Annotated in this window: 25 protein-coding genes, 1 rRNA gene and 1 pseudogene; 8 read left to right on the forward strand and 19 right to left on the reverse strand. The window is 64.7% G+C overall.

Annotation, left to right across the window (positions count from 1 at the left end; genetic code table 11):
* Positions 1-177 (reverse strand): 16S ribosomal RNA (locus BT173_RS10640); the annotation flags it as partial.
* A gap of 426 nt (positions 178-603) precedes the next feature.
* Here BT173_RS10640 and grxC point away from each other — a divergent pair.
* The 4 genes from grxC to BT173_RS10660 all read left to right on the forward strand — a co-directional run bounded on the left by grxC (position 604) and on the right by BT173_RS10660 (position 2,828).
* Positions 604-861 (forward strand): glutaredoxin 3, encoded by a 258-nt coding sequence (gene grxC, locus BT173_RS10645; RefSeq protein WP_072428646.1) that lies wholly within the window; start codon positions 604-606, stop codon positions 859-861.
* Positions 862-950: 89 nt separating this feature from the next.
* Entirely contained in the window at positions 951-1,412 is a 462-nt protein-coding gene (secB, locus tag BT173_RS10650; protein ID WP_072428647.1) for a protein-export chaperone SecB, read from the forward strand.
* A gap of 7 nt (positions 1,413-1,419) precedes the next feature.
* Entirely contained in the window at positions 1,420-1,842 is a 423-nt protein-coding gene (locus BT173_RS10655; protein WP_217651448.1) for an SH3 domain-containing protein, read from the forward strand.
* Positions 1,839-2,828, forward strand: coding sequence for an NAD(P)H-dependent glycerol-3-phosphate dehydrogenase (locus BT173_RS10660; protein WP_072428649.1), 990 nt, complete (start codon positions 1,839-1,841; stop codon positions 2,826-2,828). Before BT173_RS10655 ends, BT173_RS10660 begins: the two co-directional genes overlap by 4 nt.
* Before the next feature lie 12 nt (positions 2,829-2,840).
* Here the strand turns inward: BT173_RS10660 and bioH are convergent, their stop codons facing one another.
* The 6 genes and pseudogenes from bioH to BT173_RS10690 form a co-directional block, all read right to left on the reverse strand.
* Entirely contained in the window at positions 2,841-3,605 is a 765-nt protein-coding gene (gene bioH / locus BT173_RS10665; protein WP_072428650.1) for a pimeloyl-ACP methyl ester esterase BioH, read from the reverse strand.
* Positions 3,602-4,771 (reverse strand): 8-amino-7-oxononanoate synthase, encoded by a 1,170-nt coding sequence (bioF, locus tag BT173_RS10670; protein WP_245794166.1) that lies wholly within the window; start codon positions 4,769-4,771, stop codon positions 3,602-3,604. Before bioF ends, bioH begins: the two co-directional genes overlap by 4 nt.
* A 30-nt stretch (positions 4,772-4,801) precedes the next feature.
* The gene (locus tag BT173_RS10675) at positions 4,802-7,519 is read right to left on the reverse strand and encodes a bifunctional acetate--CoA ligase family protein/GNAT family N-acetyltransferase (protein WP_217651449.1); all 2,718 of its coding nucleotides are present in this window, start codon (positions 7,517-7,519) and stop codon (positions 4,802-4,804) included.
* 143 nt (positions 7,520-7,662) lie between these two features.
* Positions 7,663-7,869: a heavy-metal-associated domain-containing protein gene (locus tag BT173_RS10680; RefSeq protein WP_084658440.1), complete on the reverse strand. Its 207-nt coding sequence runs from the start codon at positions 7,867-7,869 to the stop codon at positions 7,663-7,665.
* Positions 7,870-7,908: 39 nt separating this feature from the next.
* Positions 7,909-8,646, reverse strand: a pseudogene (locus BT173_RS10685) (YoaK family protein); the annotation flags it as partial.
* 3 nt (positions 8,647-8,649) lie between these two features.
* Positions 8,650-9,006: a DUF3703 domain-containing protein gene (locus tag BT173_RS10690; RefSeq protein WP_072428654.1), complete on the reverse strand. Its 357-nt coding sequence runs from the start codon at positions 9,004-9,006 to the stop codon at positions 8,650-8,652.
* 144 nt (positions 9,007-9,150) lie between these two features.
* On the opposite strand from BT173_RS10690, the gene ppa reads away from it, so the two are divergent.
* From ppa to BT173_RS10705, 3 genes are all read left to right on the forward strand, one after another.
* Complete coding sequence (gene ppa, locus BT173_RS10695) at positions 9,151-9,675, forward strand: inorganic diphosphatase (protein ID WP_072428655.1); 525 nt, start codon at positions 9,151-9,153, stop codon at positions 9,673-9,675.
* A 179-nt stretch (positions 9,676-9,854) separates the two neighbouring features.
* Positions 9,855-11,864 (forward strand): M13 family metallopeptidase, encoded by a 2,010-nt coding sequence (locus BT173_RS10700; RefSeq protein ID WP_072428656.1) that lies wholly within the window; start codon positions 9,855-9,857, stop codon positions 11,862-11,864.
* 87 nt (positions 11,865-11,951) lie between these two features.
* Positions 11,952-12,485: a hypothetical protein gene (locus BT173_RS10705; RefSeq protein ID WP_072428657.1), complete on the forward strand. Its 534-nt coding sequence runs from the start codon at positions 11,952-11,954 to the stop codon at positions 12,483-12,485.
* A 1-nt stretch (position 12,486) separates the two neighbouring features.
* Here the strand turns inward: BT173_RS10705 and BT173_RS10710 are convergent, their stop codons facing one another.
* The 11 genes from BT173_RS10710 to coaD form a co-directional block, all read right to left on the reverse strand.
* Positions 12,487-13,212, reverse strand: a complete 726-nt coding sequence (locus BT173_RS10710; RefSeq protein ID WP_072428658.1) for a substrate-binding periplasmic protein — start codon at positions 13,210-13,212, stop codon at positions 12,487-12,489.
* A gap of 25 nt (positions 13,213-13,237) precedes the next feature.
* On the reverse strand, positions 13,238-13,936 hold the full coding sequence (locus BT173_RS10715) for an energy transducer TonB (protein WP_072428659.1): 699 nt from the start codon (positions 13,934-13,936) through the stop codon (positions 13,238-13,240).
* A gap of 20 nt (positions 13,937-13,956) precedes the next feature.
* A complete protein-coding gene (locus BT173_RS10720) occupies positions 13,957-14,712 on the reverse strand; it encodes a DsbC family protein (RefSeq protein ID WP_072428660.1) in 756 nt (251 codons plus the stop codon).
* A gap of 30 nt (positions 14,713-14,742) precedes the next feature.
* On the reverse strand, positions 14,743-15,897 hold the full coding sequence (locus BT173_RS10725; protein WP_072428661.1) for a UbiH/UbiF family hydroxylase: 1,155 nt from the start codon (positions 15,895-15,897) through the stop codon (positions 14,743-14,745).
* The gene (locus tag BT173_RS10730; protein ID WP_072428662.1) at positions 15,894-17,057 is read right to left on the reverse strand and encodes an FAD-dependent oxidoreductase; all 1,164 of its coding nucleotides are present in this window, start codon (positions 17,055-17,057) and stop codon (positions 15,894-15,896) included. The genes BT173_RS10725 and BT173_RS10730 overlap by 4 nt, the downstream gene beginning before the upstream one ends.
* Entirely contained in the window at positions 17,054-17,641 is a 588-nt protein-coding gene (gene nudK / locus BT173_RS10735; protein ID WP_072428663.1) for a GDP-mannose pyrophosphatase NudK, read from the reverse strand. The genes BT173_RS10730 and nudK overlap by 4 nt, the downstream gene beginning before the upstream one ends.
* An 8-nt stretch (positions 17,642-17,649) precedes the next feature.
* The gene (locus tag BT173_RS10740; protein WP_072428859.1) at positions 17,650-18,978 is read right to left on the reverse strand and encodes an aminopeptidase P N-terminal domain-containing protein; all 1,329 of its coding nucleotides are present in this window, start codon (positions 18,976-18,978) and stop codon (positions 17,650-17,652) included.
* A gap of 118 nt (positions 18,979-19,096) precedes the next feature.
* Complete coding sequence (locus tag BT173_RS10745; protein WP_072428664.1) at positions 19,097-20,032, reverse strand: class I SAM-dependent methyltransferase; 936 nt, start codon at positions 20,030-20,032, stop codon at positions 19,097-19,099.
* Positions 20,033-20,071: 39 nt separating this feature from the next.
* The gene (locus tag BT173_RS10750) at positions 20,072-21,001 is read right to left on the reverse strand and encodes a sugar phosphate isomerase/epimerase family protein (RefSeq protein ID WP_084658443.1); all 930 of its coding nucleotides are present in this window, start codon (positions 20,999-21,001) and stop codon (positions 20,072-20,074) included.
* Positions 20,985-22,754: a putative bifunctional diguanylate cyclase/phosphodiesterase gene (locus BT173_RS10755; RefSeq protein WP_072428665.1), complete on the reverse strand. Its 1,770-nt coding sequence runs from the start codon at positions 22,752-22,754 to the stop codon at positions 20,985-20,987. The genes BT173_RS10750 and BT173_RS10755 overlap by 17 nt, the downstream gene beginning before the upstream one ends.
* 6 nt (positions 22,755-22,760) lie before the next feature.
* Positions 22,761-23,270, reverse strand: coding sequence for a pantetheine-phosphate adenylyltransferase (gene coaD / locus BT173_RS10760; protein WP_072428666.1), 510 nt, complete (start codon positions 23,268-23,270; stop codon positions 22,761-22,763).
* A gap of 210 nt (positions 23,271-23,480) precedes the next feature.
* Between coaD and BT173_RS10765 the strand changes: the two genes are divergently transcribed.
* On the forward strand, positions 23,481-24,602 hold the full coding sequence (locus tag BT173_RS10765) for an ABC transporter substrate-binding protein (protein WP_072428667.1): 1,122 nt from the start codon (positions 23,481-23,483) through the stop codon (positions 24,600-24,602).
* Positions 24,603-24,795: 193 nt separating this feature from the next.
* Here BT173_RS10765 and BT173_RS10770 read toward each other — a convergent pair whose 3' ends face one another.
* The gene (locus BT173_RS10770; protein ID WP_072428668.1) at positions 24,796-25,932 is read right to left on the reverse strand and encodes an ABC transporter substrate-binding protein; all 1,137 of its coding nucleotides are present in this window, start codon (positions 25,930-25,932) and stop codon (positions 24,796-24,798) included.
* Between the last annotated feature and the right edge of the window lie 199 nt (positions 25,933-26,131).

Raw genomic sequence — 26,131 nt, forward strand, 5'->3', positions numbered from 1 at the left:
ATCGTATGCGGTATTAATCCGACTTTCGCCGGGTTATCCCCCACTACACGGTACGTTCCGATGCATTACTCACCCGTTCGCCACTAACTTAGGAGCAAGCCCCTAAGCCCGTTCGACTTGCATGTGTAAAGCATGCCGCCAGCGTTCAATCTGAGCCAGGATCAAACTCTTGAGTTCAATCTCTGTTTTGCTTCAATTTCTGGCTTGCAAAATCAAAACCGTCGAAACGATTTCAATATCTGCGTAAGCCTTGGCTTCTCAACCAAGCGCCTACGCTTATCGGTTGTATCTTGTTAAAGAGCGTTTGCTTCTTCAGACCCACTCAGCTAGACTCATCCGTTTCGCTTCGCTTTTGTCTGCGTCAGCAGCAGAGAGGCGAACTATACGCAGCCACACGAATCCCGTCAACACCTCCAAACAACAAATTCCACCAAACACAACCACCAAACACATAAGTGACTGATTATTAATATTCAGCTCCGTGAAATTTTTTAGCCAGGAGCGGCAAAAAAGAAGAAACGCTTGGGTGCAGGCTTGTAATGGGTGTTTTCAAACACATATATAGGTTTAGTTCGTCCTTACAAATCGGCTTTGGAGAAGCAAATGGCCAAGATCACCATGTACACCACCGCTTATTGCCCCTACTGCATGCGGGCTGAGCAGCTATTGGCCAGTAAAGGCGTGAGCGAGATCAACAAGATTCGCATCGATACCGACCCGGCGGAGCGAGAGGCCATGATGGCGCGCACCGGTCGGCGCACCGTTCCACAGATCTATATCGATGAGCGCCACATCGGCGGCTTCGATGACCTGGCAGCACTCGACCGTGCGGGCGGCCTGGAGGCCCTGCTAAGCAACTAGGCGCCAGCGCGTGGCGCGGGGCGGCTGAATCTGCGATGATTCAGCCGCTTTTATTTGTTCATCCACCTTCGAATTCAGCAGGAGTCGCCATGAGCGATCAACAAGAACAACCTATCTTCTCCATCGAGAAACTGTACGTAAAAGACCTGTCGCTGGAAGTGCCGAATGCACCGCAGATTTATCTGGAAGCCCAGCAGCCCGAAGTGGATATGCAGTTGCACACCCAGACCCAGCAACTCGATCAGGGCTATTACGAAACGGCGCTGACCGTCACCGTGACCGCCAAGCTGGGCGAGAAGACCGTCTTCCTGGCCGAAGCCACCCAAGGCGGTATCTTCCAGATCCGCAATGTGCCGGCGGAAGACCTCGAACCGATCCTGGGCATGGCTTGCCCGAACATCCTGTTCCCCTATGTGCGCGAAGTGATTTCGGACGTGGTATCGCGCGCCGGTTTCCCACCGGTGATTCTTGCGCCGATCAACTTCGAGCAACTCTATATGCAGCGCCAGAACCAGGCTGCCGGCCAAGATGCGCCTGCCACGGTTCAGTAAGGCATGGGTGGCCGCGCTGCTGGCCACAGCGGCATGGTCTGTCCAGGCGCTGGAATTTCGTACGCTGGCCGAGCACGGCACGGTCTTCTATGACGCGCCATCCGCGCAGGCACGCAAGCTCTTTGTCGGTAGCCGCGGCATGCCGCTCGAGGTACTGATCGAGAACCGCGATTGGTTGCGGGTGCGCGATCAGTCCGGCGCGCTGGCCTGGGTGGAAAAGAAGGCACTCAGCGATAAGCGCTCGGTGGTGGTGGCGGTCAGCAAGGCCGAGGTGCGTGTGGCAGCAGATGCCAAGTCCAGCCTGCTGTTCGTGGCCGAGAAAGGCGTGCTGTTTCAGCTGCTGGAAGCGGGCAAGACGGGCTGGGTCAAGGTCAAGCATCGTGATGGCGCGGTAGGCTTTATCCGCATTGAAGAGGTATGGGGCGTATGAAGCTCGCAGTGATGGGTGCCGGTGCCTGGGGCACCGCCTTGGCGATGAGTTTCTCGCGCCACCACGAGGTCACGCTGTGGGGCCGCGATGCCACACAGATTGCCGCCATGCGGGTGGCGGGCGAGAACAGCCGCTATCTGCCCGGCCTGCCCTTCCCCGCCAATCTGCAGCTCAGCGATTCGCTGGCAGAGGCAACCGCCGAAGCCGAGCTGGTACTGATCGTCACCCCAACCGCGGGTCTACGCGGCAGTTTGCGCGCGCTGACTGAGCTGGGCCGACGCGTACCGGTGCTATGGGCGTGCAAAGGCCTGGAAGCCGATTCACAACTACCTGCACACAAGGTGGCCGCCGCCGAGCTGCCGGCCGGTGTGCACGGTGGCAGCCTGACTGGCCCCAGCTTTGCGCAGGAGGTAGCGGCCGGCCTGCCCGCCGCGCTGACCCTGGCTGCCGAGGACGAGGCATTTGCGCGCGAGATGGCGGCCAAGCTGCACTCGAGCCGCCTGCGCATCTATTCGAGCGGCGATGTGATCGGTGCGGAAATCGGTGGCGCGGTGAAGAACATCATGGCGATTGCCACCGGCGTAGGCGACGGGCTCAAGCTCGGCAATAACGCCCGCGCGGCACTGATCACGCGCGGTCTAGCCGAGATCACCCGCTTTGGTGTGGCGCTCGGTGCCAAGCCGGAGACCTTTACCGGCCTGTCCGGCCTGGGTGACCTGATACTCACCTGTACTGGCGATCTATCGCGTAATCGCAAGGTCGGTCTGCTCCTGGCCGAGGGTAAACCGCTAGCCGAGATCATCGAGAATCTCGGTCATGTGGCCGAGGGCGTGAATACCGCCAAGGCGGTGTTGGGCCAGGCCCAGAAGCTGGGCGTGGACATGCCGATTACCGCAGCCGTGTGTGCGATGTTGTTTGAAGACCTGCCTGCCGCCGAGGCGATTGCCTCGCTGATGGGGCGGGAAACCAAAAAAGAAGCGGCCTGAGGGCCGCTTTTTTCATACCCGCGCCAGGAAGTCCTGCTGAGCAGCCAGGAAGGCGGCCTCGTGCGAGATAAACGGCGCGTGGCCCGCGCCCGGATGCAAGATCAATTGCGCATTGAGCTGGGCTGCCAGCCACTGGCCCGCCTGTGGCGGCGTCATGCGGTCACGCTCGCCATATTGCAGCAACACCGGGCACGCCAGCTCGGCCAGTCTGGCGCGCAGATCGGTATCGCGCAGGATAGCCAGCCCCGCCATCAAGGCATCAGCTTGCGGTGCCGGACGGCTGGCCAGACTCGCTTGCAGCGCGCGCAGCACACTACGTCCATCCTTGCTGCCCATCACCTGCAGACCCAGAAACATCTCCAGCGTGGCCGCGTAATCCTGGCTCAAACCCTGGGCGAAGGCGGCCAGCGTGGCCTCGGGCGTGGCATGTGGCCAGTCAGGGCGCTGCATGAAACTGGGCGAGGACGCGCACAGGGTCAGCGAGCGCAGCTTGTCCGGCGCCACCAGCGCCCATTGCACGCCCACCGCCCCGCCCAGCGACCAGCCCAGCACATGCACGGGCAAGGGGAAGGCCTGATCGAGCAGGCGTGCCAATTCGGCCAGCGTATACGGCGTCACCATGGGGCTGGCACCGCAGCCGGGCAGATCGACGATATGCACGCAATGGCTGCGTGCCAGCTGCTCGGCCGTGCGCTGCCAGACCGCGCCATGAATGCCCCAACCGTGGATTAGCACCAGGTCCTCGCCCTGGCCAAGGGTTTCGATATACAGACTCATGCGATGTCCCGTTCCAGTTCCAGCAAGGCCGCGAGCAGACTGGCCACCTCAGCCTCGCTATGCGCGGCCGACAGGGTGATACGCAGGCGGGCGCTCGGCACCGTGGGCGGACGAATGGCCGCCACCCAGATGCCGCGCTGCCACAGCGCTTGCGCGAGCTGCAGGGCCTGCGCGCTGCTGTCCAGCAGGATGGGTTGAATCGGGGTGGGCGAATCAAGCAGGCGATAGCTGCTCGCGGCAAGGCCGGTGCGCAGCTGGGCAATGCGTGCCTGCAGCTGGCTGCGCCGGCCGGCATCACTGGCGATGATCTCCAGCGCCGCCAGGGCGGCAGCGGCCTGGGCCGGCAAAGCTGCGGTCGTGTAGATGGCGGTGCGCGCCTTGTTCTGCAGCCAGCTGATCACGGCCTGTGGGCCGGCCACCAGCGCACCGGCGCCTCCCACAGCCTTGCCTAGGGTGGCGAGATAGATCAGCCGTGGCGAGCTGAGCCCCCAGTGTGCGAGGCTGCCGCGTCCCTCACCGAGTACACCAAAACCATGCGCATCGTCCACATACAGCCAGGCGTCGTAACGCTCGGCCAGGGCCAGCAGCGCCGGCAAGGGCGCCAGATCGCCGTCCATGCTGTACACGGCATCCACCGCGATCAGCTTGCGGCGTGCCGTGCAGCGCGCCAGCAAGCCTTCCAAGGCGGCCAGATCGTTGTGCGCGAAGCGTTGGAAATCAGCGCGGCTGAGCAGACAGGCATCGTTGAGCGAGGCATGGTTGAGCTTGTCGGCGAATACCGCATCGCCACGCCCGAGCAGGGCGGTGATCACGCCCAGATTGGCCATATAGCCCGAACCGAAGCCCAGCGCGGCCGGCAGGCCCAGCAGGGCGGCGAAGCGTGCTTCCAGTTGCTCGTGCGGCAACTGATGGCCGCAGACCAGATGGGAGGCGCCGCTGCCGACACCGTAGTGCACGATGGCCATGCTCGCTGCGCTGCGCAGGCGCGCGTCATTGGCCAGGCCCAGGTAATCATTGCTGCAGAAGTTGAGCAGGCTACGCCCATCCACCTGGACGCGGGTGCCTTGCGGCCCCTGTACCACGCGGCGTTGGCGCAGCAGATATTGCTCGGACAATTCGGCGAGGCCAGCTTCCAGCTCAGCCAGCATAGGGTGTGAAATAGCCATGCGCGCATTCTAACCGGCGCGCCGCGGCTGTCAGCTGGCGCTGCGCAGCGGCTTGACCACCCACTTCAGGCTGGCATCGTCCGGATGGGGACGGATGGCGAAGCCGAGTTTCTTCATCAGACCGAGCATGGGCGCGTTAGAGGCCAGGATATCGCCCTCGATGGTGTCGAGGCCGGCATCCAGCGCGGCATTGAATAGTGTCGTCATCAGTTGTGCGCCCAGGCCCTTGCCCTGCCAGCGGTCGCCAATCGAGATGGCGAACTCGGCGCTGGCCGCATCGGGGTTGGCCGTATAGCGCGCCACGCCGGCCATGCGTTCCACGCCGTCCTCCTCGCGCATGGCCACCACGGCCATCTCGCGTGCGTAATCGAGCTGGGTAAAGCGCACCAGCATGCTGGGCGGCAGCTGCTTGAGCGTACTCATGAAACGGTTGAAGCGGCTTTCATCCGATAGCTCCTCGCGCACGAAACGCTGCAGCTCGTCGGCGTCCTCAGGGCGGATCGGGCGGAACACGCAGGCGCTGCCATCCTTGAGCTGGCCGCGCGCCAGCAGATGGGCCGGGTAAGGATGGACCGCCATATGGCTGTAGCGCCGGAAGCCCTTGGGCAGCGGCGCGACCAGGATGCTGGCATCCACGGCGATGGCGCCATGCTCATCGGCCACCACCGGGTTCAGGTCCAGCTCCACCATCTCGGGCAGCTCGCAAACCATTTCCGATACCCGCAGCAGCACATCGCGCACGGCTTCCATATCCGCGGCCGGGTGGTTGCGGAAGGCACCCAGCACGCGCGCCACCTTGGTGCGGCGGATCAGATTGCCGGCGATCATATCGTTGAGCGGGGGCAGGGTGACTGCCACGTCCTCGAACACATCCACGCTCAGGCCGCCCGAGCCAAATGCAATCGTCGGGCCGAATACCGCATCGCGCGCCACGCCCAGCATCAGCTCGCGCCCATGGCGCTTGCCGTGCATCTTCTGCACCACAATGCCATGCACGCTGTCCTTGGGCAGGCGCTGGCGCGCATGGGCCAGCATGGCCTCCGCGGCCTCCGCCACCTGTTCCAGCGTGTTCAGGTTCAGCAGTACGCCATCGATATCGCTCTTGTGGATCAGATTGTCGGCATCGATCTTCAACGCCACCGGCAGGCCGATGCGTCCGGCGGCGGCCACCGCCTCATCCGCTGTGCGGGCCAATAGGGTGGGCGGGTGGGGAATATGGAAGGCATCCAGCACGGCCAAGGCCTCGGCCGTGGTCAGCAGGCTGCGCCCGGCTTCCAGCGCCTTGGCGATCACCTCGCGTGCACGACCCACATCGGGCTCGCTGCGGCTGGCCAGCGGCCCCGGTGTCTGCAGGCTCAGTTCCTGGATATAGGCCCAGGCGGCCAGGCTGGCGAAGGCCTCCACCGCGTGTTCGGGCGAGAAGAAATACGCCATATGGGCGCGGTCGAGCAGCTTGCGCGACAGGGCGATCTTCTTGTCGCCCAGCCAGACCAGCATCAGCAGCTTGTCGGTCTTGCGGCGCAATTCAATCATGCGCTGGGCAGTGGCCAGATGGTCGGTACCGGCCTGCGGGGTCAGGATCACCAGCACGCCATCCACATTCGGATCGGCCAGGCAGGCCTCCGTCGCAGCCACAAAGCGCTCGGGCGGCGCATCACCAAGGATGTCGACCGGGTTGTCGTGGCTGCCGATCGGCGGCAAGGCCGCATCCAGCCGGGCCACGGTGGCCGGCGTCAGGCGCGGCAGCTCCACGGCCATTTCCTGCGCCCGGTCCACCGCCATGCGCCCGGCGCCATAGCCATTCGAGATCACCGCCAGACGGCGCCCCTTGGTGCGGAAATTAGCGGCCAGCATGCGCGCGGCAATGCTCATATGCACCATGGTCGGCACACGCAGCACGCCGGTGCGGCGCAGCGCCGCGTCGAAGGCATCATCGCGGCCAATCAGGCGGTCAGAATGGGTGCGTGCAGCGCGGGTACTGCTAACCGGCTCGCGCCCCACTTTCAGGCACACCACCGGCTTCTGGCGCGCCACGGCACGCAGGGCGCTCATAAAGCCGCGCGCCTCACCCACGTCTTCCAGGTACAGCAGGATGCCACGCGTGCTGCCATCCTGGGCCAGGAAGTCGAGGATCTCGCCGAAGTTCACATCGGCGGTAGCGCCGAGCGAGACCACGGCGGAAAAGCCCACCTCATGCGCCTCGGCCCAGTCGAGGATAGCGCTGGCCACCGAGCTCGACTGCGCCACCAAGGCCAGATTGCCCGGCTTCACCTTGCCCTGGTAGTTGGCAGCAATCAGCCCGCTGGCCGGGCGCATCATGCCGAGCAGATTCGGGCCAAGCATGCGCACGCCATAGCGGCGTGCAATCGCTACCGCCTCGTCCAGCAGCGCACGGTTGCGTGTATCCACCGCAACAAAATCGCGCGACAGCACCAGCACCGACTTGACCTTGCGCTCGCCGCATTCACGCAGCAGGCCGGGCAGGGTGCGCGCCGGGGTGGCGATAATGGCGAGGTCGATTTCCGGCACCGGTACCGCAGCGATGGTCGGGTAGACGGTCTCGCCGAATACCTTGGGATGGCGCAGATTGACACCGAACAGCTGGCCCTTGAAGTGCGCATCAAGCAGATTGCGGAACACCCGTGCGCCGACCGATTCCTCGGTCTCGGAGGCGCCGATCACCACCACGCAGCGCGGCTGGAACAGCGGCGACAGGTAATGGGCTTTCATGGCGGTCCAGCGTTCCATTGCGTGCACTCGGTGACGAAAATGGCAGTGTAACGTCCCTGCGCTGTGGCCAGGCGATCAGCCCCCACCCGCGCGGCTTGCGTACACCATAGCAGTCTCTGATCAGGCTGCCCGCCTGAACGATGCATCAGCTGGGATCTGCTTCAGCCGACGACCTCGAAGCCAGCCGCTTCGATCGCGGCTCGCAGGCGCGTAGCATCCATCTGCGCAGCATCGAAAGCCACCTTCGCCTGCTTGTCGGCCAGACTGACCGCTACCTGCTGCACACCGGCCTGGGCACGCAAAGCGCGCTCCACCGAAGCCACACAGCCGCCACAACTCATGCCTTCAATCTGAAAAACCTGTTCCATCATCCCACTCCTTCTCTATCAACGTGCCGTGCGGCGCGCCTGCCATAGCGCCCGGAGATCATCCCACAGCGGCACCACGGCCAGCACCGCCAGCCACAGGGCCAGCGCCAGCGTGGTCGCATAGCCCAGCCATTTGAAACCCAGCGCACCGGCCAGGCCACCTGCAAAAAAACTTCCCACTAGGCCCAGCAGCAGGCTGAGCTTGCGCCGGTTAACCCGCACCGGCTCGAAGCCCGGCTGGCGGTTCACATACAGCAGCTTGCCCAGCTCGATGCCGATATCGGTCAGCATGCCGGTCAGGTGAGTGGTACGGATCTCGGCATGCGAGAGCTTGGTCACGATGGCGTTCTGCAAGCCCATGATGAAGCAGAGCAGCAAGGTGGTCAGCGGCATCAGCCAGTCAAAGAAGCGCGCCAAGGCGGTGCCTAGCAGGCCGAACAGTAGCAACAGGCCGGCTTCCAGCATCAGGCTCAGGGCGAACTCGCTATGCAGCTGGCGCTGGCGCGCCCAGTTGACCTGGATGGCGGTCAACGCCGCGCCAGACAGAAAAGCCAGCACGGCCAGCAGGGCGGCCAGTGCTAGACCGAGCTGGCCCAGCACCAGTTGGTCGGCCATGCTCGACACCATGCCGCTCATATGCGAGGTGTACTGGCCCACCGCCAGAAAGCCGCCCGCATTCACTGCGCCGGCGATGAAACACAGCGAGTAGCCGAGCTGGTGATTGGCGGCCGGCTGGCGCTCCTTGCCACTCAGGCTGCGCAAATAGGCAATCGGCATCGCTCAGCCCTGATGGCGCGGCGCGGCATCCACCACTGGCCAGTCCGCAGGTAGCGGCATGGGCCGGAAAGGATTGACGGCCGCGCGGCCGGTATTACCACGCGGCAGGCGACCGCTCAGATGGCCGAGTGGCGTGAGCAACAGGCGCCAGAGTTGACCCAACACCTCGCGCGCATCCCGCAGACGCCAGGCGGCCTTCAACATCCACCAATGCACATGAGCATGACGCGGGAAGGAGGCCTGCCCGGCGATATGCGCCCACTCGAGCGCACGCAAAGCCTCTGTCCAGGCGCCGCGCGCATAGTGCTGGCGCGCCTGGTCCAGGCTGCTGACATAGATCTGCGACAAGGATGGCTGCATGACGCGCTCCAAGACACCGCTCCGGTATTAAACCCGGCCACTGTATGCCGCAGGTTCTGATCGAACAAGCAGCGACCGCGGCAGGGATCGGGCGGTTATAATCGCGCGGTTTCCATTCCTCTATGCATTTACAAGGACTTCACCATGATTCTCGACCGCGTGCCTGCCGGCAAAGATGTGCCCAACGACTTCAATGTCGTGATCGAAATCCCGGCCAATGCCGCCCCGATCAAGTACGAGCTGGACAAGGAAACCGGCGCCATGTTCGTGGACCGTTTCATGGGCACCGCCATGTTCTACCCGTGCAACTACGGCTATGTGCCGCAGACCCTGAGCGAAGATGGCGATCCGGTCGACGTGCTGGTGGTCACCCCCTTCCCGCTCAGCCTGGGCGTGGTCGTGCGTTGCCGCGCACTGGGCGTACTGAAGATGGAAGACGAGTCGGGCATCGATGCCAAGCTGATCGCCGTGCCGGTGGACAAGCTGTGCCCGATGTACAAGGACATCAAGTCCACCGCCGACCTGCCGGCCCTGCTGCTTGAGCAGATCAAGCACTTCTTCGAGCACTACAAGGACCTGGAGAAGGGCAAGTGGGTCAAGGTGACCGGCTGGGATGGCATCGAAGCCGCTCAGAAGGAACTGGTCGACGGCGTGGCACGCTACAAGTAATACGCCGCACCGCCTGCCTGCAACGGCCACCCCAGGGTGGCCGTTTGCTTGTGTGGCGTACGCGCTCCCCGTTCATCTGCGCTGCATGCAGCTCGTCGCAGCAAGTGGCGCCGCAGCGGCGGCCTCTGGCATAAGCGCCCTGCTCCGCCGGCGATCCCGGCGACTTCTCAGGGGAAATCATGCAGCTCAAACGTCTTGCCTGCGCACTGGCGCTGGCCTTGCCCATGGCGGCTTTCGCCGCGCCCAAGTCGGGTATCGAACTCGGCAATTTCAACCCGGCCGTGCGCATTCAGGATGATCTATATGCGGCCGTGAACGGCGGCTGGGAAGCCCGTACCGAGATTCCGGCCGACCGCACCAGCTGGGGCGCCTTTCATGAGCTGCGCGACCTGTCCGAGCAGCGCGTGCGCGGCCTGATCGAACAGGCAGCCCAGGAGGACAGCCCCAGCGCACGCCAGATCGCCGCCTTCTACCAGAGCTTCATGGACGAGGCCGCCATCGAACAGGCTGGCAGCCGGCCCTTGCAGCCGCTGCTGGATGAAATCGCCCGCCTGCGCAGCCCGGCTGATTTGACCGTTGCCATTGGCCGCCTGCAGGCATTGGGCTTGAACCTGCCCGTGCGCCTGGCGGTATGGGCGGATGCCAAGGATGCCAGCCGCTATCTGCTGCAGCTGCGCCAGGGCGGCCTGGGCCTGCCCGACCGCGATTACTATCTGGAGAAGGATGCGCGCTTCGTGGCTGCGCGCGCGGCCTACCGCGACTATCTGCGCGAACTGTTTGCCCTGCAGGGTGTGAGCCCAGCCGCCGCGGCCAAGCGCAGCGATGCGATTCTGGCCTTGGAAACCAAGCTGGCGCGCCTGCAATGGAGCGCCGTGCAGAACCGCGACCCGGCCAAGACCTATAACAAGCTTAGCCTGGCTGGGCTGAACAAGCTGAGCAGCAAGATCGACTGGTCGTCCCTGCTGGCCAGTGCCGAGGCCAGCCAGGCCCGCGAGATCAATATCGCCCAACCGAGCTATGTGCAGGGCATCGCCCAGCTGCTGCACAGCCAGCCGATGGCGGTATGGCGCGATTACCTGCAGCTGCGTGCGCTCGACAACTATGCGCCACTGCTGTCCCAGGCTTATGTGAATGCGCATTTCAGCTTCCACGATAAGACCCTGACCGGTGCGAAAGACCTGCGCCCGCGCTGGAAGCGCGGCGTGGAGCAGGTGGAAGCCTATCTGGGCGAGGCGGTCGGTCAGCAATACGTGGCCAAATACTTCCCGCCCGCCGCCAAGCAGAAGATGGATGAGCTGGTCGGCAATCTGATCAAGGCCTATGCGCAAAGCATTGATAAGCTGGCCTGGATGAGCCCGGCCACCAAGGCCGCCGCCCAACAGAAGCTGGCCAATTACCGCGTCAAGATCGGCTACCCGAGCAAGTGGCGCGACTACAGCGCGCTGAGCGTGAAGGCCGACGACCTGGTCGGCAATGTGCAGCGCGGGCGTGCCTTCGAGTATCGCTATGACCTGGCCAAGCTCGGTCAGCCGATCGACCGCGAGGAGTGGGGCATGACACCACAGACGGTGAATGCCTATTACAACCCGAGCCTGAACGAGATCGTGTTCCCGGCCGCGATCCTGCAGGCGCCGTTCTTCGACGCCGAGGCGGACGATGCAGTCAATTACGGCGGCATCGGCGCGGTGATCGGGCATGAGATCAGCCATGGTTTCGATGACCAGGGCAGCCAGTTCGACGGCCAGGGCAATCTGCGCAACTGGTGGCAGGACAGCGACCGCCAGGCCTTTGGCAACCTGACCGAGAAGCTGATCGCCCAGTACGAGCGCTACCAGCCGGTCACCGGCCGCTTCGTGAATGGCAGGCTGACCTTGGGCGAGAACATCGCCGATCTGTCCGGCTTGCAGATCGCCTACAAGGCCTATCAGCTGAGCTTGAACGGTCAGCCCGCGCCCAAGCTCGATGGCTTCAGTGGCGAGCAGCGCTTCTTCATCGGCTTTGCTCAGGTCTGGCGTAACAAGACCCGCGCCGAGCGTACCCTGCAGCTGCTGACCATCGACCCGCATTCGCCGTCCAGCCTGCGCCCGGTCGGCGCCGCGGTGAATAGCGATGGCTTTATGCAGGCCTTCGAGGTGCAGGCCGGCGACGGCATGTATAAGCCGGCCGAGGAGCGCATCCGCATCTGGTAAGCCCTGCGCAGGGCCGCTGCGCCGCTGTAAAACCGGCGTAACCGGCCCTGACTAACATGGCGCGCTCGTTCCCTTTCGAGCGCCGCCATGTCCGCCACCCTGTTCCGCAAAACCCCGCTTGGCCATAGCGAGATTGCCCAGCGCAGCCAGGGCCTGCCTGCGCTGGCGCGCCGGCTGCTGATTCTGGTGGATGGCGCCAAAACGCTGGCACAGCTGAGCGCGCTGAGCGGCGCCGGCGCACAGACCGACAGCCTGCTGCAGGCACTGCATGCGGATGGCTTTATCGAAGCGATGCAGCCGGGTGGCGCGGCCAGCGCCGCGGTACAGCCTGGCCCAGTCACCGCGACGATCCCTGCGCCAGCGCCCGCGGCACCGGCGCCGGCACAGCCCGCCATCAGCAACGCGCAACTACAGCTGGTCAAACGCCTGATGCTGGACAGCAGCCGTGATTATCTGGGCCTGATGGGGGTAGAGATTCAGGCCCGCATCGAACAGGCCCAGGATGCGCTGGCGCTGCGCAACTGCCTGGCACGCTGGAGCCTGGCCCTGCGCGAAAGCCGCCAGGGCAGCCAGCTGGCGGCGCCTTATCTGGCCCAGGTGAAGGCGTTGCTGGAGGCCTGAGCTAATAGCTCGCGTAGCGCTGTTCAATCAGCGCGTATTGGCCCGATTTGCGCAAGGCCAACAGGCCCAGGTCAAAGCGGTCGCGTTGTTCGGGGTTGCGAAAGCCGACGTGGTAATCGGTGGCTGGGAATAGCGCATGCCAGCTCAAAGGCTGGCGGCTATCGACCTGCTTGGCCACCTCGGCGCGGAAGTATTCGATGATGCGCCGATCGCCAACAATCACATCCACCCGCCCCGCATACAGCAGACGATTGCGGGTGATCTGTTGCGCTTCCTCGCGGTAGTTGGGGTTGCGCGCGGCCATGGCGCCGAACTCCGGGCCGAGCAAGAGGCGCGCACGCGGGAAGGCGCTGACCGAATAGCGTCCAAGGTCCTTGATCTCACGGATATCCAGCTGGCGCTTGGCCAGGCTGACCGCATAGTTCTGGTAATGGATATAAGCTTGCGAGTAATGCGCGCTGACCCCGCTCTGCGCATTGGTCGTGGCAATCGCATCGATCTGGCCGCTGGCCAGCATCAGGTGCAGGCGCTCCATGGGCGCGAAGAAGGGCTCCATCTGCATGCCGGCTTCGCGCGCGGCACTATCGATCAGGTCGAATTCCAGCCCACGCCGCTCGGCTTCAAAGATATACGGCGGCTTATTGGTGCCTAGCCCCACACGCAGGGTTTCGCCCCAGGCCGTCAGGCTGAGCCAGCACAGGAAAATGCCGTGTAAAACCGCCCTCATCCGCGCCCCCGCCATGCATGGCTATCTAATCTGCTTGCTCAGGCTCCGTTGTAGCAGGCAGCGACAGAATACACTCGCCAAAACACACTTCGATGCGCTTGAGACTCTTCACGAAGCGCCCCTGGCGCACGGCCGGCTGCCAGCGCGTCTGTTCGAAACTGTGTATGGCCGCCAGATCGAACCAGCCCGGCGGATCGGCGGCCATCACCCGAATATCGCTGACGATGCCGTACTCATTGATGCGCAGTTCCAGCTCCACGCGCCCACTCTGGATATGACTGGGTAGATCAGTCGGCATGGCCGGCTCGATCAAGGTCAGCGGCGCGGCGCGCACATCGAGCTCATTGGCCGGATAGAACACGCTGTCCTCGTCCTGGCCGAACACCGCCAGCCAATCGGGCCAGCTTGCTTCTTGGTCCGCGGCAGGCGAGGCCAGTTCCGCCACGGCGCCGGTCGGCGCTTGCGTGGGCGGTGTGGACGGAGGGGATAGCGGCGGGAGTGGCGGCAGGACTGCTTCACTCGGGCGCGGGCTGGCCAGCGCCAGGGGAGCAAGCTCAGCCGGCGCACTCTGCTGTGATGGGGTATGCAGCAGGGTGACCGTCATCGGCTGCGCGGCGCCATTGCGGCGCGCGGCGGGCTGATCGGTGAGATACAGCCCGAGCAGGTGCGCGCAGGCAGACAGCAGCAAGGCCAGGGCGAAGCGGAATGGCAGGCGCCAGCTCACCCCGGGCTGCTCCCGACGGATTACTGCTTGGCAACCGGCTTGGCGGCCGGCTTCTCGTTCAGCTTGGCGTCGAAGCTTTCCAGGTCAATGGCGCCCGATACCAGCTCACCGCTTTCAAACACCATGGACGGGGTCGCGCTGACATCAAGCTTTTCCGCCAGGGCAGCCGTATCCGCCAGTGGTGTCGCACACTGAGCCTCGCCCTGCGGCAGCTTGCCATCCAGCATCCAGTCCTTCCAGGCCTTAACCGGATCGGCCGCGCACCAGATCAGCGCCGACTTGCGTGCGGCATCCGGGTGCAGCTGGGCCAGCGGCATCAGGAAGGTGTAGACGGTCACATTGTCCAGCTTGGCAATCGTCTCGCGCTCGAGCTTCTTGCAGAACGGGCAGTCCGGATCGGAGAACACCGCCACCTTGCGCGCACCATTACCGCGCACTTCCTTGATCGCTTTGTCCAGCGGCAGGCTGGCGAAATCGGTGCGCGACAATTCCTTGATACGGGCCTCGGTCAGGCTGGTACGGGTTGTCAGGTCCACCAAATCACCCACAAAGATGTGGCTGACCTTGGCATCGGTGTACACCACCTGCTTAGGCGCGAACACCACCTCGTACACCCCCTTGACCGGGGTGGCACGTACGCTGGCCACCGGGCGCTGCGGGAATTTCTTTTCCACCGCGGCCTTGACCGAGGCGGTGTTGTCGCCGGCCGCATTGGCGCAGGCGGCCAGGGCCAGGCCGATGCTGACAGCGGCGATACGTTTGGCGATCGGGTTCATGGTGCGAAGTCCTTGCAGGAGAAAACGGAATTAACGGAATGCCTGCTGCATCAGCAGGCGTTTGAGCGGACCGGCATGGTCCACCAGATTCAGGCCCAGATTACGCAGCAGGCCTAGCTTGGGGCGTTGCGGGGAAAACAGTTTCTGCAGGCCATCACAGACGGTCTGCATGCGCAGCACGTCCTCGGCACGGCTGCGCGCATAGCGAGCCAGCAGCGCCGCATCACCTGGGTCGCGCCCGATAGCCTGGTTCAGGATGTCGGCCAGCACGCTCGCATCACCAAAGCCCAGGTTCACGCCCTGGCCGGCCAGCGGGTGGATGGTATGGGCAGCATCACCGATCAGGGCTAGGCGTGGTGCCCAGACCCGTTCGGCCCGACCGAGCGCAAGCGGAAAAACCGCCGCCGGGGTGATCACGTCGAGCGCACCCAGCGCGTGCCCACCGGCCGCGGCCACCTTGGCGGCCAGCTCGGCGGGCGACAAGGCCAGCAAGGCCTCGGCTTGTGCGTCGTCGGTAGACCAGACGATGGAAATCCGGTTCCCCGGCAGCGGCAGATAGGCAAGGATGCCGTCGGCACGGAACCACTGACGCGCGATATCGCCATGCGGGCGTTCACAGTGGAAGTTCGCCACCACACCGCGCTGCTGATAGGGCTGGCGCTGAAAGGCAATGCCGGCCTGCTCGCGCAGCCAGGATTGCGCGCCATCCGCAGCAACCGCGAGGCGAGCGCGTACGGTCACACCATCTGCCAGCTGCAGGCTGACCGCGTCGCCGGCGAACTGCACGGACTGCAGCTGGGCCGGACACAAAATGCTCACCTGGCCAGCCAAGGCCTGCCACAGGCTGGCCTGCAGACTGCGGTTCTCTACGGTAGCGGCCAAGGCATCGACTGCCAGATCGAGTGCATCGAAGCCCAGCGCACCGCCACCATCGCCGCGTACATCCATCTTGCGTATCCAACCCGGCCGCACGGGCGGCCAGCCGCCGATACGGCGCAGAAAGTGCTGGCTACCCGGGCTGATTGCGTAGACGCGATTGTCCCAATCCTGCTCGGCATGGCTGGGCTGCGGGGCGGGGCTGCGCTCAAGCAACGCCACGCGCCAATGCGGCGCCAGCGCAAGCGCCAAGCTAGCGCCGACCAGGCCGCCGCCAACAATGGCGATATCGAAATCGTGTTCACTCATGGCGTGCCAAACACCATGCGCTGGGCAAAGCCACGCCGCAGCGGTTTGAGGTTGTCCATAGCCAGGAAGCCGAGCGCACGCGCATGGCGTAGTGGTGCTTCCTCGCGGCCGAACAGGCGGATCAGCCCGTCAGTGAAGCCGACCGTGGCGAGGCTGTCGCGTTTGCGCAAACTCGCGTAGCGCGCCAGCATGGCTGGCTCGCCGAGCTGGCCAGGGGCGGTGGCGCGTATCACCCGCGCCAGGGCCAGCGCATCGCGCAAGCCGAGATTGAAACCTTGGCCGGCCACCGGGTGCAGGGTCTGTGCGGCATTGCCGACCACGGCCAGGCGGCGCGCCTGATGGCTACTCGCCCATTTCAGGCGTAGCGGAAAACTGGCGCGCGGACCGACCGCGACCAGGCGACCAGCCCGCTCGCCCACACGGTCCTGCAGTTCGCGCAGGAAGTCCGCATCGGACAGATGCAGCGCGTCGAGGTGATCGGACTGCGGCCGGGTCCACACCACGGCATAGCCCTCGCCCTTCGGCAGCAGGGCAATCGGCCCATCGCTGGCGAAGCGCTCATAGGCAACGCCGCGTTGCGGCCGGTCGGTCTGGACCTCGGCCAGGATGGCCGTCTGTTGGTAATCATGTTGATCCTGGCCTATACCGGCCTCGGCCAGCAGCTGGCCGCCTTCGGCCAGCACCACCAGCTTGGCGGTCATCAGCTCACTCTGCCCCGCCTGGTCGATGCTGACTGCCGCATAGCCATCAAGCGCCTGCAGGCGGGTGGCTTTGCAGCCGGTCAGGTAGTGAAGGTCTGCCCCGGCCACACCGGACAGGCGCGCGTGCATAGCCTGGGCCAGCGCTGCATAGGGCAGCACATAGCCAAGCGCGGGTAGGCCGAGGTCGGCATCGGCCAGCTTGACCCGACCAAACGCGCCCTGCTGCGACACATGCACCTGATGGATGGGCGTGGCAGCAGCAGCCGGCCACACGCCCAGCTCACTCAACGTCTCGGCACTCGCATGGGCGACGGCCAAGGCGCGCGCATCCTGGCCGGGCGCCTGGCGCGCTTCCAGTACCGCAATGCGCAGGCCGCTCTGTTGCAAGGACAGGGCCAGCGCGCCGCCCACCGGGCCGCCACCGACGATCAGCACATCGACATGGGCAGGCAGGCTCATGCGGGCATCTCCAATAAGGCGTTCAGCTGTGCGTATTGCAGCAGCATGATGGTCTTGGCATCGCGGATCTCGCCCTTGCGCACGCTTTCCAGCGCGGCGGCGAAGGGCATTTCCAGCACCTCGATGTCCTCGCCCTCGTGCGCGAGCCCACCGCCCTCGCCTTCGCGCGCCGCTGGGTCGTATTCGGCCACGAAGAGATGCAGCACCTCGGTCACCGCGCCGGGCGACATATAGGCTTCGAACACCTTACGCACCGCGCCGACCTGGTAGCCGGTTTCCTCGATCGCTTCGCGGCGTATGCAGTCTTCCGGTGCATCGTCGTCCAAGAGGCCCGCACAGGCCTCGATCAGCAGGCCGTCCGGGTTGCCGTTCAGATAGGTGGGCAGGCGGAACTGGCGGGTCAGCACCACGCTTTGGCGCGCGCGGTTGTAGAGCAGCACGGCCGCGCCATTGCCGCGGTCGTACACCTCGCGCGTCTGGGTGACCACCTGGCCATCGCGCTGCTGGCGCCGATAGGTGTGCTTGTGCAAGTGGTACCAGTTATCCGACAGCAACTGGCTATCCAGCAGTTCGAGCGCTTGCATGCTAGTCCCTAGCGCGCCATGGTGGCTTCGATCTCGGCCACGGTTTTCGGCGTCAGCGCCGTGAAGTTCTCATGGCCTTCGGCCGTGACCAGCAGATCGTCCTCGATACGCACGCCGATGTGCAGGAAGTGCTCGGGCACTTCGACATAGCTGGCGGGCGAATCGGCCAGCAGCGGGCGGAAGTAGAGACCGGGTTCCACGGTCAGCACCATGCCGGCCTCCAGCGGGCGGGTCTGGCCGGCAATCTTGTAGCGGCCGGCATCGTGCACATCCAGGCCCAGCCAGTGGCCGGTGCCATGCATATAGAACTGCTTATAGGCCTCCTGCTCGATCAGCCCATCCACCGTGCCCTGCAGGATATTCAGATCGACCAGACCCTGAGTCAGCGTGCGCACCGAGGCATCGTGGTAGGCAAGGCGCGGCACGCCCGGGCGCACCTGCTCAAAACTCGCCACCATGGCCGCCAGCACCAGCTGGTAGATATCCTTCTGCGGCCCGCTGAACTTGCCCGAGACCGGGAAGGTACGGGTGATATCGGCCGCGTAACCGTGCAGCTCGCAACCGGCATCGATCAGCAGCAGCTGACCGTCCTGCAGGCGGCAATTGTTCTCGTGGTAGTGCAGGCAGGTGGCATTCGACCCGCCGGCCACGATGGAGCCATAGGCGGGCGAGCGTGCGCCCTGCTGCATGAAGTGGTAGAGCAGCTCGGCTTCCACCTGGTACTCGAACTGGCCGGCGCGCGTGCTGCGCATGGCGCGGATATGCGCCTCGCTGGAAATGCGCCCCGCCTCGCGCATCAGGGCAATCTCGCTCTCGTCCTTGAACAGGCGCAGCTCGTCGATGGCCGGGCGCACATCGAGGAAGCGGTTTGGCGTCTCCACCGCCTCGCGCACCTTGCCGGCTGCCTGGCGCGCCAGCTTGAACAGGCGCGCATCCCAGGCGGCATCTGCACCTACCGGGAAGTGCAGCTGCGCATTACCAGCCATCAGCTCGAGCAGCTTGCCGTCCAGCTGTTCAATCGAGTAGGCCTCATCCAAGCCGAACACCTCGCGCGCCGCCTCCGGGCCATACAGAAAGCCTTCCCAGATTTCGCGCAGCTCGTTCTTGGGCTGGCAGAACAGCATGGACTTGGGCTGGCTGCCCAGCTGCATGACCAGCACCGCTTCCGGCTCGTGAAAACCGGTCATGTAGTAGAAGCTGGAGTCGAAGCGGAAGGGGAAATCATTGTCGTTATTGCGATTCTGCACCCGGGCGGTGGGCAGGATCAGCAGGCCGCTCTGCAGCTGCTGGTTCAGCGCGGCACGGCGGGCCTGGTGGCGTTCAACATGGATATGCATGGTCAGCAGTTCACGATGGGTTGGCGCGGGTAGGCGCACAGACTGGCGATTATAGCCGCTTCATGCCGGAGGCATGTTTGCTGCGACGGGAGCGGGCCAGCACGGGATGAGCGGTGCCTTACACCTGAAAGCGGAAGCACTGGTGAATCTTGCGATTGCGGAAATCCTCGGGCACCGACTGGGCCGAGATATCGCGGCAGAGCGGCGCGAGCGAGGCGTCGAGCGTGAAGCCGCGCAGATTATTGCTGAAGTAGAGCACGCCACCCGGCATCAGCAGCTTCAGGCAGCTGTGCACCAGCGCCACATGGTCGCGCTGCACATCGAGGATGTCCTGCATCTTGGCCGAGTTGGAAAAGCTCGGCGGGTCCATCACGATCAGGTCGAATAGCTGGCCCTCATCGATGGCGGTTTCCAGGTAGCGGAACACATCGGCGCGCACCAGCTGATGGCGCTGCAGATCCACGCCATTCAGTTCGAAATTGCGCTTGGCCCAATCGAGATAGGTATTCGACAGGTCCACCGTCACCGAGCTGCTGGCACCGCCAGTGGCCGCGTACACGCTGAAGCTGCCGGTGTAGGCAAACAGATTGAGAAAGCGCTTGCCGGCCGCCTCCTCGCCCACGCGCTTGCGGGTCGGACGGTGATCGAGGAACAGACCGGTATCGAGGTACTCATCCAGATTGACCCAGAACTTGCGCCCCTGCTCGTGCACGGCGAAGTCCTTGCTATGAAAGCCGGTGCGGCTGTACTGGAAATCGCCCTTCTGGCGCCGGCGCAGCTTGAAGGCAATCGTCTTGGGCTCCATGCCCAGTACCTCGGCCACCGTGGCGCGCACCTCGGCCACCCAGGCCGCGTGTTCCTCGTCGCTCTGCTGCCAGCCGGTGTCGTATTCGGCCACATGGGCACGTGTGCCATACACATCCACCGCCACCGGGTATTGCGGGATATCACGGTCGTAGATGCGGTAGGCCTCGGTGCCGACGCGCTTGGCCCATTTGGCCTGGTGCTTGGCGCTCTTGGCGAGGCGGTTATGAAAGTCTTGCAAGGCCGACATACGGTTCCATTCGGGGTTGCGCGAAGCGCAGGGGGTGAATCAGAGCTGGGCAATGAAGTCTGCCGCCAGGGCCAGGCCCTGGGCGGGCGCTTCCACGCCCTCGTGTTCGATGCTGAAAACGCCCGCATAGCCTTGTGCGAGCAGGCCATCCAGCAGCGTGCGCCAGGTGCTGGCGTCGTGGCCATCACCGGGTTTGACGAATTGCCAGGCGCGCTGATCACGCTGGGCAAACGGCGTGTGGTCCAGCCAGCCATGTTCGGCCAGCCGGGCCGGGTTGACCAGCAGATCCTTGACATGAAAATGTGCGACGGCGGGCCCGAGCAGCTGCACGGCCGCCAGCGGGTCTATGCCCTGCCACCATAGATGGCTGGGGTCGAGATTGGCGGCAATGGCCGGACCACAGGCGTCGCGCAGGCGTAGCAGCGTAGATGGCGAGTGCACGGCAAAGCCGCCATGCAGCTCGAGCGCAATCACCACGCCCAGCTCGCTGGCGCGCTGGGCCAGACCCTGCCAGTAGGGAATCAGTGCGTCCTGCCACTGGCGCTCCCACAGCGCGGCGTAATCGTCCGGCCAGGCCACCACCGGCCAGTTCGGCACACCGGGGCCGGGCTGGCCGGAGAAGGCCACTACCACCGGCACCTCGAGCGCATGCGCGCTTTCCAGCGCGGCACGCAGCTGGCGGTCATCGCGCGCCGCGCGTGCCGTTTCCGGGTGGAGTGGATTGCCATGGCAGGACAACGCAGCCAGGCGCACACCAGCCGCTTGGCTATCAGTCCGTAAGGCACGCACGGCCGCCGGGTCGCGGGCCAGCTGCTCGGCATCGGCATGCGCGGTCGATGGCCAGCCACCCACGCCGAGTTCAAGCGCGCCTATGCCTTGCTCGGCGCAAAAGCGCAGCGCGGCCGGCAGATCGCGATCCTGCAGGGCGGTGCTGAACGCGCACAGGCGCGCGCTATGCCGGGCGGCCATGGCCTTCCCGCAGCAGCACTTCCAGCGCCTCGGCCGGCACCGGTTTGCTGAACCAGTAGCCCTGCGCGCTCTGACAACCGAGCTCGCGCAGGAAGTCGCGCTGCGCCTGGTTCTCCACACCTTCCGCCGTTACGGCCAGATCAAAGGCGCGCGCGATATGCACGATGGAGCGGGTGATCGCCACATCGCCGGCATGGCCGGGCAAGTCATCCACAAAGCTGCGGTCGATCTTCAGGCGATCAATCGGCAGCCGCTTCAGATAGGACAGTGAGGAATAGCCAGTGCCGAAATCGTCGATGGCCAGGCGCACACCGAGCGCCTTCAGCTGCTGCAGGCCGGCAATCGCATCCACGCTCTGCTCGGCCAGCACTCCCTCGGTCAGCTCCAACTCGAGAAAACGTCCCGGCACCGCGCACACCTCCAGCATCTCGGCCAGGCGCGGCACGAACTGGCTCTGGCGGAACTGGATGCCGGAGATATTGACCGCCAGTACGAAATCATCCCAGCCGGCGCGGCGCCATTGCGCGAGCTGGCGCAGGGCCGCACTCAGAATCCAGTCACCCAGCGGCAGGATCAGGCCAGTTTCCTCGGCCAGCGGAATAAAGCTGGCCGGCGAAACCAGGCTGCCGTCGGCGGCGCGCATGCGTACCAGCGCCTCGGCGCCGATGATGCGCCCGCTGGCGAGGTCGATCAGTGGTTGGAAATGCAGGCTCAGCGACTCGTGCTCGAGCGCCGCGCGCAGCTGCATTTCCACCTTGCGCTTGTGGGCGGCCTGCTCGGCCAGCGGGGCGGCAAACCAGGTAAAGCGATTGCGCCCTTGGCGCTTGGCCTCGTACATGGCGATATCGGCGTGCTTGATCAGGGTCAGCCTGTCCTCGCCCTGCGCGGGGAAGCTGGCCATGCCGATGCTGGCGCTGATCACATATTCATTGCCGGCGATCAGATAGGGGCGCACCAGCGCGCGCGCCACGCGCTGGGCAAAGGATTCGACCTCGAGTGGATGCGGCGAGGGATAAAGGATCAGGAACTCGTCGCCGCCATGCCGGCAGACGAAGCCGCTGTCCTCAACTTCGCCACGCAGGCGCAGCGCGATCTGCTGCAGCAGCGCATCACCGACCGTGTGGCCGTCGGTGTCATTGATCAGCTTGAAATTGTCGAGATCGAGGAAGAGCACGGCGAACTGCGCATGCTCGGCGCGGTATTGTTCGAAACGCTCGGCCAGATAAAGGCGGTTGGGCAGGCCGGTCAGCGGATCGTGACGCGCCTGCTGGCTGATCTGCTCCTCGGCTGCCTTGCGCGCGGTGATATCGCGCGCTACGCCGGCCGTGCCGATCAGGCTGCCGGTCTCGTCGAATACCGGCACCTTGATGGTCTCGGCCCAGCCAAAACCACCCTCCTCGCGATGAATCTTCTCCACCACCCGCTTGGGCTGGCCGCTCTGCATGACTTCACGGTCCTCGGCCAGAAAGTGCTCGGCCATCTCGGGCGGGCTCAGATCGCGGTCGGTCTTACCGATCAGGCTGTCGGGCGTGCAGTTGAACACGCTGGCGAACTTGCGGTTGACCAGCACGAAGCGGCTCTCGGTGTCCTTCAGCCAGGCAAGGTCATCAATGCTGTCCATCAGCGCCAGCTGCTGGGCCAGCAGCCCGCGCTGGCGGCCTTCGACCTCGGGCGCGGGGCGGCGACGCAGCCATAGCGCGGCGAGCAGGCCGCCGAGCAGCATCGCCAGGATCAGCAGGACCAGATAGGCCATCGCGGCTCAGCCCGCCGCGCCCTGCAGCGACATCTCGATAAAACGCCGATGCACGGGGGCCGGCACATATTTGCGCAACACCTCTTCCCAACCGGTCGGGCCGACCAGGCCCTTGATCATGGTCGAGCTGACTTCAGCGATCTCGCGCGGCGGCATCAGGAAAATCGTGTCGATGCTGGGCACCAGATCGGCATTCACATAGCGCATGGTGCGCTCGAACTCGTAATCGCTGGCGGTGCGGATGCCGCGCAGGATGTAGTTGGCATGCATGGTCTGCGCGTAATTGACCAGGAACTGGTTTTCGAAGCTGGCCACCTTCAGGCGCGGCAGATGGCTCGTGCACTCGCGCAGCATCGCCTCGCGCTCTTCCACCGTGAAGGTGCTGCGCTTGTCCGGGTTCACCCCGATGGCCACGATCATCTCGTCGAACAGCTCATAACCCTGCTCGATCATCCATAGATGGCCGTTGGTCACAGGGTCGAAGCTGCCGGCATACACGGCTCGTTTGATCGTCATGGTCTGTCTCTCCTCGGGCCGCCCATTCTAGGCGAATAAGCGGCAAGCGCCGATAAGACCAGTTAAGTCAAAAAGCAACGCAATCAAAGGTTTTTTCGCATGCCAAAAGAATATTGCAATACCACTTTGCACAATAATCAAACCATATTGTAACCACTTAAGCATAAGCGCACACTGCCGCGCACCGCTTACCTACCGTGGAGACAGCTTATGCGCAGCATCGGAGTCGGCCTTGTCAGCCTGTTGATCAGCCTGGCCAGCCAGGCCGCCATCGTGATTGGCCAGAGCGCCCCCTTGTCCGGCGTAGCCGGCGAATACGGTCGCCAGGTCGCCCAGGGCGCACGCGCCTACTTCCTGTGGCTGAACGAGCACGCGGGCGGCATCAATGGCGAGCCGGTCAAGCATCTGTTGTACGACGACGGTTTTGATAGCGCACGCACCCTGGCCAATACCCGTACCCTGATCGACGATGACCAGGCGGTGGCACTGATGGGCTATTTCGGGGCCGATGCCACCCACCAGCTCTTGCAGCGCAAATGGCTAGAGCAGGCTGGCATCCCGCTAGTGGGCGTGGCGAACGGTGCGCGCACGGTACGCGAACCCGGCTCGCCCTTCCTGTTCCATACCCGCGCTGGCCAGCGCGAGGAAGTGAGCAAGCTGATTGCGCAGATGAAGGGGTTGGGCCTGGCCGAGATCGGCGTATTCCATGCCGACGACAGCTTTGGCCAGGATGGCCTGCGCGCGGCCGAACAGGCGGCCAAGGCGGCCGGCGTGCGCATCGTGGCCAGCGCCAGCTATGCCAGCAATAGCGCGAATGTCAGCGCCGCGGTGGCCAAGCTGGCAGCCGCCAACCCGCCCGCCATCCTGATGATCTCGATCACCAAGCCCAGCGGTGCGTTTATCAAGGCCTATCGCGGCCAGGGCGGCAGCGCGGCGCTCTACCACACCTCGACGCTGGACTTCGACCAATTGGTGGACGAGATCGGCGCTACGCTCGCCCACGGCCTGGCCATCGCCCAGGTCTACCCCTACCCCTGGGATAGTCAGAGTAAGCTGATCCGCGAATTTCGCACCGCGGTCAGCAACTACGCCTCCACCTCCACGCCCATGAGCTATGCCGCGCTGGAGGGTTACATCATGGCCAAGCTGCTGGCCGAGGCGATCAGCCGCGCCGGCCCCAAACCCAATCGCGCCAAGGTCTATCAGGCGCTGGCCAGCCTGGGCGAAACCAATTACGGCGGCTTCCGCCTCGACTACGGCCCCGGCCGGCGCGTGGGCTCGCGCTTTGTCGAGCTGACCATCATCAACCAGAAGGGTGAGCTGTCGCGCTAGGGAGGCCCTGAACCATTCAGCCCCTCAGCCATGAGTGCATCTCCCGGCAAAGCCGGGTGCTCGCCGGCCGCGATTGCGCAATGATTCCCCGTTGTTTTACTCCCCCCTCCGCCGCGGGGCACCACGCAGCAGCGCGACAGGACATTGAATCAGCGCTGCCTAGGCGCCGCCGCTATCCAACTCCGCCGCGGCACTAGCGCGTCAGATTGCCATTCGCGCTGATCATGGTCAGCTCGACAAAGCGCGAACCCACGCGGCGCTCGACATCGAAATCGAGCACGAAGCCGCCCAGATCGAAATCGTTCAGGCCGGCGAGCGCCTGCACCAATGCCTCGCGGCTGGCGCCCTTGCCGGCACGGCGCAGCGCCTCGATGGCGGTGCGGCCGGCGATATAGCCCTCGATCGAGGCATAGGACAGCTTGGCGCTCTTCGGTGCATGCGCGCGCATGGCGGCTTGGTAGTCGCGTACCAGCTTCAGGCGCGTATCAGCCGGGTAGGGGTAGACCTGGGCAATGCCCACGCCGCGCGCCTGGTCACCGCCGACCAGCTGGACGATTTCCTCGTAATTGGCGCTGGACAGGTTGTAGAGCTGGGCCGTGCCGCCTGCGGCGCGGAAGTGCTGGACGAACAGCCCGGCCGGGCGGCTCTGCGCGAGCAGTAGCACCGCATCCGCGCCAGCCTTGGCGAGACTCTGCGCAGCGGCGCCCGCCTTCTGCCCCTCGCCATCCAGCTTCGCCTGTGCAAACGGCGCCAGGCCACGCGCGCGCAGTGCCTGCTGGGCCAGCTGCTGAACGCTGGCGCCGAAATCATCATCCTGCGCGAGTAGCGCCACGCGGCGCATGCTGAGCTTGTCGACCAGCAGGCTGACCATCTTCTCCACCTCGCCCTGGTAGCCGGTGCGCAGATGGAAGGCATAAGGGCCGGCCTGGCTGAGCACCTGGGCCGCGCCCGAACCGCTGCCTACCAGGGCAATGCGCTGCTCGGCCAAGAGGCGCGCCAGCTCGCTCGGATCGTGATTGCCGTGGTAGCCGAGCAGCAGGCTGGCTTTCTCCTGGCTGATCAGGCTGCGGGTATTGGCCAGGGTCTGGGCCGGCTTGCCCTGGTCGTCGAGCAGGGCCAGGCGCAGGGTTTCACCCTGGATGCCGCCGGCCTTGTTGGTCTCTGCAATCGCCACCGCCACGCCCAGCGACAGGCCACGGCCGCTATCGCCGGTAGGGCCGGACAGCGCGGCCGACTGGCCGAGCACGATCTCGGCCCGGGCGGCACCCGCCAGCAAGGCCAGGGTTAGATAAAGGGAGGGCAAGGCGAAACAGCGCAGGCAAGACCGCATAGAGTTGCTCCAAGTCTGGGTGGGTAGGCGCCAAGGTGTCGTGGCTGCCGGAGCGGCAGCATGCCCTTGGTCGTGACCCGGCCTGATGGGTGTCTCATGCCCGGCCGGGCCGCCCGCAGTCTAAGCGCTTTGGTACTTTTCTTACGGAAAACTGACTAACCGTGTTGCAAATTAGAAAAAAGCCACCCCGCGGGGTGGC

The organism is Chitinimonas taiwanensis DSM 18899, from assembly GCF_900119825.1.
GTDB lineage: Bacteria > Pseudomonadota > Gammaproteobacteria > Burkholderiales > Chitinimonadaceae > Chitinimonas > Chitinimonas taiwanensis.

Coding starts and splice junctions, on each gene's coding strand:
- BT173_RS10680 (WP_084658440.1), bottom strand. CDS start 7,869: ATGGAACAGGTTTTTCAGATTGAAGGCATGAGTTGTGGCGGCTGTGTG.
- BT173_RS10660 (WP_072428649.1), top strand. CDS start 1,839: ATGAAGCTCGCAGTGATGGGTGCCGGTGCCTGGGGCACCGCCTTGGCG.
- BT173_RS10770 (WP_072428668.1), bottom strand. CDS start 25,932: ATGCGGTCTTGCCTGCGCTGTTTCGCCTTGCCCTCCCTTTATCTAACC.
- BT173_RS10690 (WP_072428654.1), bottom strand. CDS start 9,006: ATGCAGCCATCCTTGTCGCAGATCTATGTCAGCAGCCTGGACCAGGCG.
- BT173_RS10765 (WP_072428667.1), top strand. CDS start 23,481: ATGCGCAGCATCGGAGTCGGCCTTGTCAGCCTGTTGATCAGCCTGGCC.
- coaD (WP_072428666.1), bottom strand. CDS start 23,270: ATGACGATCAAACGAGCCGTGTATGCCGGCAGCTTCGACCCTGTGACC.
- BT173_RS10750 (WP_084658443.1), bottom strand. CDS start 21,001: ATGGCCGCCCGGCATAGCGCGCGCCTGTGCGCGTTCAGCACCGCCCTG.
- BT173_RS10710 (WP_072428658.1), bottom strand. CDS start 13,212: ATGAGGGCGGTTTTACACGGCATTTTCCTGTGCTGGCTCAGCCTGACG.
- secB (WP_072428647.1), top strand. CDS start 951: ATGAGCGATCAACAAGAACAACCTATCTTCTCCATCGAGAAACTGTAC.
- BT173_RS10675 (WP_217651449.1), bottom strand. CDS start 7,519: ATGGAACGCTGGACCGCCATGAAAGCCCATTACCTGTCGCCGCTGTTC.
- BT173_RS10700 (WP_072428656.1), top strand. CDS start 9,855: ATGCAGCTCAAACGTCTTGCCTGCGCACTGGCGCTGGCCTTGCCCATG.
- bioF (WP_245794166.1), bottom strand. CDS start 4,771: ATGGCTATTTCACACCCTATGCTGGCTGAGCTGGAAGCTGGCCTCGCC.
- BT173_RS10705 (WP_072428657.1), top strand. CDS start 11,952: ATGTCCGCCACCCTGTTCCGCAAAACCCCGCTTGGCCATAGCGAGATT.
- BT173_RS10730 (WP_072428662.1), bottom strand. CDS start 17,057: ATGAGCCTGCCTGCCCATGTCGATGTGCTGATCGTCGGTGGCGGCCCG.
- ppa (WP_072428655.1), top strand. CDS start 9,151: ATGATTCTCGACCGCGTGCCTGCCGGCAAAGATGTGCCCAACGACTTC.
- BT173_RS10725 (WP_072428661.1), bottom strand. CDS start 15,897: ATGAGTGAACACGATTTCGATATCGCCATTGTTGGCGGCGGCCTGGTC.
- BT173_RS10755 (WP_072428665.1), bottom strand. CDS start 22,754: ATGGCCTATCTGGTCCTGCTGATCCTGGCGATGCTGCTCGGCGGCCTG.
- BT173_RS10740 (WP_072428859.1), bottom strand. CDS start 18,978: ATGCATATCCATGTTGAACGCCACCAGGCCCGCCGTGCCGCGCTGAAC.
- nudK (WP_072428663.1), bottom strand. CDS start 17,641: ATGCAAGCGCTCGAACTGCTGGATAGCCAGTTGCTGTCGGATAACTGG.
- grxC (WP_072428646.1), top strand. CDS start 604: ATGGCCAAGATCACCATGTACACCACCGCTTATTGCCCCTACTGCATG.
- BT173_RS10720 (WP_072428660.1), bottom strand. CDS start 14,712: ATGAACCCGATCGCCAAACGTATCGCCGCTGTCAGCATCGGCCTGGCC.
- BT173_RS10745 (WP_072428664.1), bottom strand. CDS start 20,032: ATGTCGGCCTTGCAAGACTTTCATAACCGCCTCGCCAAGAGCGCCAAG.
- bioH (WP_072428650.1), bottom strand. CDS start 3,605: ATGAGTCTGTATATCGAAACCCTTGGCCAGGGCGAGGACCTGGTGCTA.